Below are 11,121 nucleotides of genomic sequence, written 5' to 3'. Positions count from 1 at the left end.
CTCGCTTGGTGGCCTTTTTGTCTAGTTGGAGGACGCGTCCCCCAACTAGACAAAAAGGATATTTATTCTCCCACAAACATTTTACTCATACATTCTAAAAAGACTCTATCTATCCCAAAGCAAAGCTTACCAATACGGATTTTAATTCTAGGATTAAAAAAAGATTGTTCTTATAAAGCAGGTTTTTTCTATTATTGCAAGAATAAGTAATAATATAAGATTGTTCGGCAGAAAGTAGGAGATGCTTTTGCAGGAGTGGATGACAAGTTTTGTAGATAAGTTGAACCGTAAAGAGTCTTTAAAACCATTATTACGAAACACTTCTTTTTCATTAGCAATATCATGTCAAAAGGTTGCCTATTTAATGGAGGTAAGGAACAATCATTTTTCATGGAGAAGGATGAAAGAGGAGAATCCAGATGTATGGTTAATGGGGGAAAGAGAAAGTATTCACTCCATTGCAAGTGGAGAGATTCTTCTGAGAGAAGCAAAAAAGAACGGATTGATTCAATTAGATGGATCTTTAAGAAAAATCCTTTTATTAGAATCTCTGCTTTTCTTATGCAATTCACCGCCTGAAAAACGAATCGGTTAAGTAGGGGGATCCTAAAAGAATAGTTCTTTCCTTTTTCCTGAAATCCCCCTTTTCTTCCAGAAAGGGACTGAGATTTCAGGTTATTTTTTGATTCTTTCTTTCTCGTTTTCTCTCTTATATCCCCCTTTTTTTATCGAATTAATTATGTTAGAAAATCTAACAGTATTTAATGGAAAATTCAGAAAAAATATTATATTAAAAAATGTGTTGACACGAATATCAGTAAGTGGTAAATTACATCTATCATATTAGCGAATTATAAATTTCATATCGATAATGAAACTCTTATCAAGAGAGGTGGAGGGATGTGCCCTATGAAACCCGGCAACCGTCAGTATACTGAAACGGTGCCAATTCACACAAAGCGTTTAGCTTTGATAGATGAGAGAAAGGGATATTATTAATAATAGAAACCTTTCTGCTCATCTTGCAGAAAGGTTTTTTTATTATGTGGAATGATATGATGTACTTTGTTAAAAACTATTTTAAAATAGTTATCGATAAAGTGGAATTTTAGATAGAAGTAGGTGAACAATATGATTAATGTTAACGCAGTTAAAAAAATATATACCTCTAGAAGCGGGAAGGTCACTGCAGTCGATCACGTAGACTTAACCATTCATTCAGGAGAGATATTTGGAATAATCGGATATAGTGGTGCAGGAAAAAGTACATTAATCAGAATGCTGAACGGATTGGAGATTCCTACTGAAGGAAGTGTTTCGGTTGCAGGACATGAGGTTTCTAAAATTAAAGGAAGCAAGCTTCGTAAGGCGAGACAAGAAATCAGTATGATATTTCAACATTTCAATCTGCTGTGGTCAAGAACGGTAAAAGAAAACATCGCTTTTCCTTTAGAAATAGCAGGCGTAAAAAAATCAGCAAGAGAAAAGAAAGTGCTTGAGTTAATCAAGCTAGTAGGATTGGAAGGAAGAGAAGATGCATATCCTTCACAATTGAGTGGTGGTCAAAAACAGCGTGTTGGCATCGCAAGAGCACTTGCGAGTGATCCAAAAGTTCTTCTTTGTGATGAAGCCACCTCAGCATTGGATCCGCAAACGACGGATGCCATCTTAGATTTGTTAGTGGATATTAATAAGCGTCTTGGTCTTACAATTGTTCTTATTACACACGAAATGCATGTTATTCGGAAGATATGCCACCGAGTTGCTGTAATGGAAGAGGGGAGTGTAGTAGAAACGGGACCTGTTATTGATGTTTTTAAAAAGCCCCAGAAAGAAATCACCAAACGTTTTGTTCAACAAGTCATTGAGCCAGAAGAAGCGAAGGACACAATTGATCATTTAATAGCGCAATACAAAACTGGAAGCTTGGTAATGCTAGGATTTGTTGGTGAAAGTGCAGAACAGCCTGTTATCACAAATCTAATTCGATCTTTTTCTGTTTCGGTGAATATCATTCAAGGGAAAATTTCTCCGACGCAAAATGGATCGTATGGAACTTTGTATATTCATATGGATGGAGAGAAAGAAGAAATAGAGAAAGCTATTCAATACCTTCATTCTCAAGAAATTAGTGTGGAGGTGATCGAAGGATGACCGAAAGTTTACTGCCAAATGTAGATTGGGAAATAATGTGGAAAGCCACAGTAGAAACCCTTTTTATGACTGGATTCTCGATTATTTTTACCTTTATACTCGGAATTATTCTAGGGATTACTTTATTCTTAACTGGTAAAGGGAATATGTGGAATAATGCTTTTGTTAACAAAGTGATTAGTGCAATTGTTAATATTTTTCGTTCCATCCCTTTCATTATTTTATTGGTTTTATTAATACCATTAACAACTTTCTTAATCGGTACGATGATTGGACCGAAAGCAGCTTTACCATCTTTGATAATTGGAGCTGCTCCGTTTTATGCAAGACTTGTAGAAATCGGCCTTCGTGAAGTAGATAAAGGAGTCATCGAAGCTGCAAAGTCAATGGGAGCAAAACCAACTACGATTATCTTTAAAGTTCTTTTGCCAGAATCTATGCCAGCACTTGTTTCAGGAATTACGGTAACTACGATTGCGCTAGTTGGATCTACTGCAATGGCAGGGATTATTGGTGCAGGGGGACTTGGGAATTTAGCTTACTTACAAGGGTTCCAAAGAGGTAATGGTGATGTAACACTCGTGTCAACCATTATTGTATTAATTATTGTATTTATCATCCAATTTATTGGAGATTATATAACAAAAAAATTAGATAAAAGATAAGGAGAATAAAAATGAAAAAATTATGGACATTATTAATTGCTTTGACATTTATACTTGTACTTTCTGCATGTGGATCGTCTGAAGATAAAAATGAGAGTGGTGCTTCTAACGAAGAAAAAGAAACAACTAAATTAGTGGTAGGTGCTTCTAATGTACCGCACGCTGAAATTTTAGAGGAAGCTAAGCCGATTCTTAAAGAAAAAGGAATTGATTTGGAAATTGTTACTTTCCAAGATTATGTATTGCCAAACAAAGCATTAGAATCAAAAGAATTAGATGCTAACTATTTTCAACATATCCCTTATTTGGATCAACAAATTAAAGATAATGGATATGACTTTGTAAATGCAGGTGCTATTCACATTGAGCCAATGGCAGTTTTCTCAAAAAAATATAAAAGCTTAGATGAGCTTCCAGATGGAGCGACAATCATTCTAAGTAATTCAGTTGCTGAACATGGCCGCGTGCTTTCTCTTTTAGAAAAAGGTGGATTAATTAAACTAAAAGATGGAATTGATAAAGTGAATGCAACAATCGAAGATATTGTAGAAAATCCAAAAAATATTCAATTAAAAGCAGATTATGAGCCATCATTACTTCCTCAAATCTTCAATAATAATGAAGGGGATGCAGTTGTTATCAATGCAAACTATGCATTAGATGCAGGTTTAAACCCAGTGGAAGATTCAATTGAAATTGAAGGAAGTGAATCTCCATATGCGAATATCATTACCGTTCGTAAAGGAGATGAAAGCAAAGAAGCTATTAAGACATTGGTAGAAGTACTTCATTCAAAAGAAATTCAAGATTTCATCAATACAGAATATAAAGGTGCAGTTGTACCAGTTAGTGAATAAGATTTAAAGAAGATGTTCCTATAAAAGACCAAAACATAAAGCAAATATCCAATTGAGAATGAAGTCGCTTCTATCAATAATGGATATAGCTTGTGTATCGGTCTTTATAGGGACATTTTTTTATGATGTTTCAAAATAAAGTTGTTTTTCAATGAAGATTTTCTCATTTTAAAGGGAGGATTCCATTTCCAATAAGTACTAGGGCTAAATTCAATACGTGTATAAATACTAAAACGATGCACTATATTAGTGCAGAATTTGACAGCTAGTAATAAATAGTATAGTTTAAAGTATTTATCATTTATACGAAAGTAATGTTATGTAATATAATAAGGAAAGAAATCGTTTCCAAATAACAAATAAATAGATATTGATAAGTGGATGAAGTGTATTTATTTTGTTTTTATGATAATTTTCCTTATAGAACTGGAAGCAATAGGTTGCTATCAGTTTTTATTTGTTATAAGATTAGAATGATAATAAATTGATAATGAAGTTTCGACAATCTTGTGAACAAAACTTCTTTTACTATGGAGGTATTATAATATGAGTCAACCTAAATTAGTCATTAATGATTTACATGTTTCAATCGAAGAAAAAGAAATTATTAAAGGTCTTAACTTAGAAATCAAAGGTGGAGAAATTCACGCAATCATGGGACCAAACGGAACTGGTAAATCTACTTTATCTTCTGCAATCATGGGTCACCCGAAATATGAAGTAACTAGCGGTGAAGTAAGCCTTGATGACGAAGATGTATTGGAAATGGAAGTAGATGAGCGCGCGCGTGCAGGTCTATTTTTAGCGATGCAATATCCGAGCGAAATAAGTGGTGTAACAAATGCTGACTTCTTACGTTCTGCTTTAAACAGCCGCTTAGGCGAAGGAAATGAGATTTCATTAATGAAGTTTATCCGCAAAATGGATGAAAACATGGACTATCTAGAAATGGATCCAGATATGGCACAGCGTTATTTAAATGAAGGTTTCTCTGGTGGAGAGAAGAAACGTAATGAAATTCTTCAATTAATGATGTTAAACCCTAAAATTGCAATTTTAGATGAAATTGATTCTGGCTTAGACATTGATGCACTAAAAGTTGTTTCAAAAGGAATCAACAAAATGCGTGAAGAACGTAAAGAAGATTTTGGTTGCTTAATCATTACTCACTACCAACGTTTATTAAATTATATCACTCCTGATTACGTTCACGTAATGATGCAAGGTCGTGTTGTTAAATCTGGCGGTCCTGAGCTTGCACAACGCCTAGAAGCAGAAGGATATGATTGGATTAAAAAAGAGCTAGGTATTGAAGACGAAACTGTTGAACAAGAAGCGTAATTGTTAGGAGGATTGACCAATGACAACGGATATTAAATTACCATTTGACCAAGAATATCTTTCCTCTTTTTCGAAAGATATGAACGAACCTTCTTGGCTAACGGAGCTGCGTGTTAATGCATTAGAACAAGCAGATTCTCTTCCAATGCCAAGACCGGATAAAACAAATATTAAAAACTGGAACTTTACACAATTTGAAAAACACATTGTAAGCAGTGAAGATTTTTCTGATGTAAATGACTTGCCAGAACAAGTAAAAGCACTTATCGATTTAGAAAAGAATAAAACACTTTATATTCAAAGAAATAACCGTCCAACTTTCTTAGCTGTTTCGAATGAATTAAAAGAAAGTGGCGTAATTTTTACTGATATTTTCACAGCAGCTAGAGAGTATAGTGACTTATTGCAAAAATACTTTATGAAAGATGCTGTTAAAGTTGATGAGCATAAATTAACGGCTTTACATGCGGCTCTTTTAAATGGTGGAGTATTCTTGTATGTTCCTAAAAATGTAGTAGTGGAAGAACCAATTCAATCTATTTTCTTACATGATGACAAAGAAGCAAACCTTTTTAACCATGTTATTGTTGTAGCAGAAGATAATAGTTCTGTTGTTTATGTAGAAAACTATGTTTCTACCGTTGATCCTGAAGAAGCAGTGTTCAATATTGTTACAGAAGTAATTGCTAACGCAAATGCAAAAGTTCAATATGGGGCAGTTGATAATTTAGCGCATGGTGTTACTACGTATGTAAATCGCCGAGGTGTTGCAGGTCGTGATGCTAAAATTGAATGGGCATTAGGCTTCATGAATGATGGTAATACAATTTCTGATAATACCACATTCCTAATGGGCGATGGCTCATATGGTGACACAAAATCAGTAGTAGTTGGTCGCGGAGATCAAAAGCAAAACTTTACAACAAAAGTAGTTCATTATGGTAAGAGCTCAGAAGGCTATATCTTAAAGCATGGTGTAATGAAAGATAAAGCTTCTTCTATCTTCAATGGTATTGGAAAAATCGAGCATGGTGCTACGAAAGCAAATGCAGAGCAAGAGTCTCGTGTTCTGATGTTAAGTGAAAAAGCTAGAGGCGATGCGAACCCAATTCTATTAATTGACGAAGATGATGTAACTGCAGGTCATGCTGCATCTGTTGGTAGAGTTGATCCTTTACAATTGTATTACTTAATGAGCCGTGGTATTCCACAACATGAAGCAGAAAGATTAGTTATTCATGGTTTCCTTGCTCCAGTTGTAGAACAATTGCCAATTGAAGGTGTTAAAAAGCAATTAGTAGAGGTAATTGAAAGGAAAGTAAGATAATGGATAGTAAACATATTCGTTCTTACTTTCCGATTTTAAACCAAGAAGTCAACGGAAATCCTTTGGTTTATCTTGATAGTGCGGCCACTTCTCAAAAACCTGTCCAGGTAATTGAAACATTAGAAAAATACTATCGAGAGTATAATTCTAATGTTCACCGTGGCGTTCATACCTTAGGGACAAAAGCAACGGATGCTTACGAAGGAGCAAGGGAAAAGGTAAGGAAGTTTATCTCTGCTTCTTCGATAGAAGAAATTATCTTCACTCGCGGAACTACAACAGCTCTTAATACAGTTGCACAAAGCTATGCGATGGAAAATATAAAAGAGGGGGATGAAATAGTCATCACCCCGATGGAGCATCATAGTAATATCATTCCATGGCAGCAAGTTGCAAAAAAAACGGGAGCAACACTAAAATATTTGCCTCTTCAAGCAGATGGAACGGTAGCGATTGCTGATGTGGAAGAAACAGTTACTCCGGCAACAAAGTTAGTTTCTATTGCTTATGTTTCTAATGTTCTAGGAGTTATTAATCCAATAAAAGAAATAGCTGCGATTGCGCATAAAAATGGAGCTGTACTTGTAGTAGACGCAGCCCAAGGCGCTCCCCATGTAAAAATTGATGTGCAAGATTTGGATTGTGATTTTCTTGGGTTCTCTGCTCATAAAATGTGTGGTCCAACGGGAATTGGGGTACTTTATGGAAAGAAACATCTTTTAGAAAACATGGAGCCAATTGAATTTGGTGGGGAAATGATTGATTTTGTCGGTTTATATGAATCTACTTGGAAAGAACTTCCTTGGAAGTTTGAAGCAGGGACGCCGATTATTGCAGGTGCTATTGGATTAGGGGCTGCAATTGATTTCCTCGAAGAAATCGGCTTAGAGAATATAACGGAACATGAGCATAAATTAGCAGCCTATGCAATAGAGAAAATGTCTTCTATTAACGGTTTAACAATTTATGGTCCGCAAAGTGCAAACAATCGGGCTGGCGTTATCACTTTTAATATTGAAGATGTTCACCCTCATGATGTTGCAACAGTGTTGGATGCTGAAGGAATTGCTGTACGTGCAGGACATCACTGTGCACAACCATTAATGAAATGGCTAAATGTTTCTGCAACCGCTCGTGCAAGTTTTTATCTATATAATTCGGAAGAAGATATTGATAAGCTTGTGGAAGGGATTGGCAAAACAAAGGAGTATTTTAGCGATGTCTTTTAATAATTTAGATTCTCTTTATAGAAGTGTTATTATGGATCATTATAAAAATCCTCGGAACAAAGGAGTTCTTGAAGGTAGCTTGACCGTTAATATGAATAATCCAACTTGTGGGGACCGCATTCTTCTAACAATGAAATTGGAAGATGGGGTTGTCGTCGATACGAAATTTGATGGAGAAGGATGCTCTATTAGCATGTCTTCTGCATCCATGATGACACAAGCAATTAAAGGAAAGACAGTCGAGCAGGCGTTGAAAATGTCTGAGTCATTCTCTGAGATGATTCAAGGAAAAGACTACGCGGATGATATGGACTTGGGGGACATTGAAGCACTTCAAGGTGTTAGTAAATTCCCTGCAAGAATCAAATGTGCAACACTAGCTTGGAAGGCAATGGAAAAAGGGATAAACGAAGGTTAAATTCGTAGGATTACCACCAAGGTTGCATGTAGAATGGAGGAAAATGAAATGGCAAAAAAGATGCCCGAAATTGGGGATTATAAATATGGATTTTCAGACAAAGACGTTTCTATCTTTCGTTCCAAACGTGGATTAACGAAAGAAATCGTTGAAGAAATTTCAAAAATGAAGGCTGAACCACAATGGATGTTAGACTTCCGCTTGAAATCATTAGAGCATTTTTATAAAATGCCAATGCCACAATGGGGTGGCGATCTATCTGCTTTAAACTTTGATGAAATTACGTATTATGTAAAACCATCAGAGAAGACAGAAAGATCTTGGGATGAAGTACCAGATGAAATCAAACAAACATTTGATAAGCTTGGTATTCCAGAAGCAGAGCAAAAATACTTAGCTGGTGTGTCTGCTCAGTATGAATCAGAGGTTGTTTACCATAATATGCAAGAAGATCTTGAGAAAATGGGGATTGTTTTCAAAGATACGGATTCTGCATTAAGAGAAAATGAAGATATTTTCCGTGAGCATTGGGCAACAGTTATCCCAGCCACAGATAATAAGTTTGCTGCCTTAAACTCAGCAGTATGGTCTGGTGGATCTTTCATTTATGTTCCAAAAGGAATTAAAGTGGATACGCCATTACAAGCGTACTTCCGTATTAACTCTGAAAATATGGGACAATTTGAAAGAACGTTAATCATCGTGGATGAGGGTGCAAGTGTGCATTACGTTGAAGGATGTACAGCACCAGTATACACAACTAACTCTCTTCATAGTGCGGTTGTTGAAATCATTATTAAAAAAGATGCATATTGCCGTTATACGACGATTCAAAACTGGGCAAATAACGTATACAATTTAGTTACAAAGCGTGCTGTTTGTGATGCGAATGCTACAATGGAATGGATCGATGGAAATATTGGTTCTAAATTAACGATGAAATACCCTGCTGTTATCTTAAGAGGGGAAGGCGCAAGAGGAATGACTTTATCTATCGCTCTTGCTGGAAAAGGACAACACCAAGATGCTGGAGCAAAAATGCTTCACTTAGCTCCAAATACATCATCTACCATTGTTTCTAAATCTATTTCGAAACAAGGTGGAAAAGTAACATACCGTGGGATTGTTCACTTTGGACGTAAAGCCGATGGTGCCCGTTCCAATATCGAATGTGACACATTAATCATGGATAACAAGTCTACTTCCGATACTATTCCATACAATGAAATTTTAAATGACAATATTTCATTAGAGCACGAAGCAAAAGTTTCGAAAGTATCTGAAGAGCAATTATTCTACCTAATGAGTAGAGGTATTTCCGAAGAAGAAGCAACAGAAATGATCGTAATGGGCTTTATCGAGCCATTCACAAAAGAATTACCAATGGAATATGCAGTTGAAATGAACCGTCTGATCAAGTTCGAGATGGAAGGTTCTATCGGTTAATATTTCTTAAGATAGGAGGCGAACTTTTCGAAGTTCGTCTTCTTTTTTATGCTAGGATGTTGAAGAGGCAACGGAATTATAAATATTTGGTCAGACCACTTTAATTTTATCCTCTTTTCCTATATAATTTCTTTATTGGAAAAGAGGGTGTATGATGGAGAAAACAAAACCTTATGGAACAGTCCTATTAAGGGCTGCAAAAATTATGGATTATCTTTCGGAAAATCCAAATCAAACTTTGCAAAGTATTGCTCAAAACACAGAAATGACCACTTCTACTACTTTAAAAATATTGGACACTTTATTGTTGATAGGCTTTGTTAGCAGGGATAAAAATAAAAATTATCGATTAGGATCCAAACTTATTCGGTATGCCAATCAAGGTGTGGATCAACTGGATTTAGTAGAGTTAACTTTTCCTTATTTAGAAAAACTGCAAAAATTAATTGATGAAACCATTCATTTAGGTGTACTCGCAGACAATGAAATTTTATATGTAAACAAATTAGAGGCTAAACATCAGACAATAAGAATGTCATCAAGGGTAGGGATAACAAGACCTTTATACAGTTCAGCAATGGGAAAAGCCGTTCTGGCAGAATTTGATGAAGAGGATTATTCACAATATATAAAAGAAACTCCATTAGTTCCATTTACAGAGCATACAATAACGAACTCTTTAAAACTGGCTTCCGAGCTACAGAAAGTGAGAGAGACTGGTATTGCCTTTGATGATGAAGAAATGGAGAAGGATATTTTCTGTATTGGAGCTTCCTTAAAAAAAGATGGGGAAATCATTGGGGCTTTTAGTGTAAGTATGCCGAAATATAGGCTCACCGAAGACTTTAAAAGGCAAATAATTAAGGCAATCGTCGAAACGAAAAATGAGGTAATTCAAGCTGTGGCTCATTAAATCGTTTCGGCGATTTTTTATATTTTATGACTAGCGTTTACATTTTTCGAAAAAGTATGTATAATCAAATTGAGGTTTCTTAATAATAAAATTAAATTTCTAAATAAGAAAAGAGTGAGCGGAATGAAAAGAGTGGAAACATTACAACGCTTAAAAAATGCTGGGGTAATTGCGGTAGTTAGAGGTAATAGCAAGGAAGAGGCTGTGCAGGCAAGCAGCGCAGTAGTTCAGGGTGGCATGAAGGGAATCGAATTAACTTTTACTGTTCCTAATGCAGATAAAGCGATTAGTGAATTAGTAGAGTTGTATAAGGATAATTCTGACATTGTCATTGGTGCAGGGACTGTATTGGATGTAGTAACTGCTCGTTTAGCTATCATGGCTGGAGCAGAATATATTGTTAGCCCAAACTTTGATAAAGAAACTGCAGAATTATGTAATCTTTATCAAACACCATATCTTCCAGGGTGCTTAACCATTACAGAAATGAAAGAGGCATTAAAAGCAGGAGTAGATATTATCAAGCTATTCCCAGGTAGCGCTTACGGTCCAAGTATTGTATCCGCATTTAAAGCGCCGATGCCGCAAGTTAATATTATGCCAACAGGTGGAGTAAGCTTGGAAAACATGGAAGAGTGGTTTAAAGCAGGGGTAGTAGCAGTTGGAGTTGGAGGAAATCTATTAGCACCTGTGGCAAATGGAGATTTTGACAAAGTTACAGAGATTGCTAGTCAGTATATGGAAAAATTTCATCAAATTAAAGGAGCATAA

Annotated in this window: 11 protein-coding genes and 1 riboswitch; all 11 genes read left to right on the top strand. The window is 35.7% G+C overall.

Annotated features, from left to right (window positions below):
• The first annotated feature begins 247 nt into the window (after window positions 1-247).
• Window positions 248-595 (top strand): hypothetical protein, encoded by a 348-nt coding sequence (locus ACTNDN_RS19865; RefSeq protein WP_031536337.1) that lies wholly within the window; start codon window positions 248-250, stop codon window positions 593-595.
• Between the two features lie 282 nt (window positions 596-877).
• A riboswitch (SAM riboswitch) is annotated at window positions 878-983 on the top strand.
• Window positions 984-1,131: 148 nt separating this feature from the next.
• A complete protein-coding gene (locus ACTNDN_RS19860; protein WP_031536336.1) occupies window positions 1,132-2,154 on the top strand; it encodes a methionine ABC transporter ATP-binding protein in 1,023 nt (340 codons plus the stop codon).
• Window positions 2,151-2,819 (top strand): methionine ABC transporter permease, encoded by a 669-nt coding sequence (locus ACTNDN_RS19855; RefSeq protein WP_031536335.1) that lies wholly within the window; start codon window positions 2,151-2,153, stop codon window positions 2,817-2,819. Before ACTNDN_RS19860 ends, ACTNDN_RS19855 begins: the two co-directional genes overlap by 4 nt.
• 11 nt (window positions 2,820-2,830) lie before the next feature.
• Window positions 2,831-3,676, top strand: coding sequence for a MetQ/NlpA family ABC transporter substrate-binding protein (locus ACTNDN_RS19850; RefSeq protein WP_251628076.1), 846 nt, complete (start codon window positions 2,831-2,833; stop codon window positions 3,674-3,676).
• 546 nt (window positions 3,677-4,222) lie between these two features.
• Entirely contained in the window at window positions 4,223-5,017 is a 795-nt protein-coding gene (gene sufC, locus ACTNDN_RS19845; protein WP_031536333.1) for a Fe-S cluster assembly ATPase SufC, read from the top strand.
• Window positions 5,018-5,036: 19 nt separating this feature from the next.
• Window positions 5,037-6,344 carry a Fe-S cluster assembly protein SufD gene (gene sufD / locus ACTNDN_RS19840; RefSeq protein WP_251628074.1) on the top strand — a complete coding sequence of 436 codons (1,308 nt, stop codon included), beginning with the start codon at window positions 5,037-5,039 and terminating at the stop codon, window positions 6,342-6,344.
• Window positions 6,344-7,573, top strand: a complete 1,230-nt coding sequence (locus ACTNDN_RS19835; protein WP_031536330.1) for a cysteine desulfurase — start codon at window positions 6,344-6,346, stop codon at window positions 7,571-7,573. Before sufD ends, ACTNDN_RS19835 begins: the two co-directional genes overlap by 1 nt.
• Complete coding sequence (sufU, locus tag ACTNDN_RS19830; RefSeq protein WP_031536329.1) at window positions 7,563-7,991, top strand: Fe-S cluster assembly sulfur transfer protein SufU; 429 nt, start codon at window positions 7,563-7,565, stop codon at window positions 7,989-7,991. The genes ACTNDN_RS19835 and sufU overlap by 11 nt, the downstream gene beginning before the upstream one ends.
• A 48-nt stretch (window positions 7,992-8,039) precedes the next feature.
• Window positions 8,040-9,437, top strand: coding sequence for a Fe-S cluster assembly protein SufB (sufB, locus tag ACTNDN_RS19825; RefSeq protein WP_031536328.1), 1,398 nt, complete (start codon window positions 8,040-8,042; stop codon window positions 9,435-9,437).
• A 154-nt stretch (window positions 9,438-9,591) separates the two neighbouring features.
• Complete coding sequence (locus ACTNDN_RS19820; RefSeq protein ID WP_251628073.1) at window positions 9,592-10,350, top strand: IclR family transcriptional regulator; 759 nt, start codon at window positions 9,592-9,594, stop codon at window positions 10,348-10,350.
• Between the two features lie 123 nt (window positions 10,351-10,473).
• A complete protein-coding gene (locus ACTNDN_RS19815) occupies window positions 10,474-11,121 on the top strand; it encodes a bifunctional 4-hydroxy-2-oxoglutarate aldolase/2-dehydro-3-deoxy-phosphogluconate aldolase (RefSeq protein ID WP_349205080.1) in 648 nt (215 codons plus the stop codon).

Origin of the sequence: Niallia sp. HCP3S3_B10, from assembly GCF_052064465.1 — a bacterium.
GTDB classification, from domain to species: Bacteria; Bacillota; Bacilli; order Bacillales; family Cytobacillaceae; genus Niallia; species Niallia hominis.
This window is presented reverse-complemented; position numbering and strand designations above follow the sequence as displayed.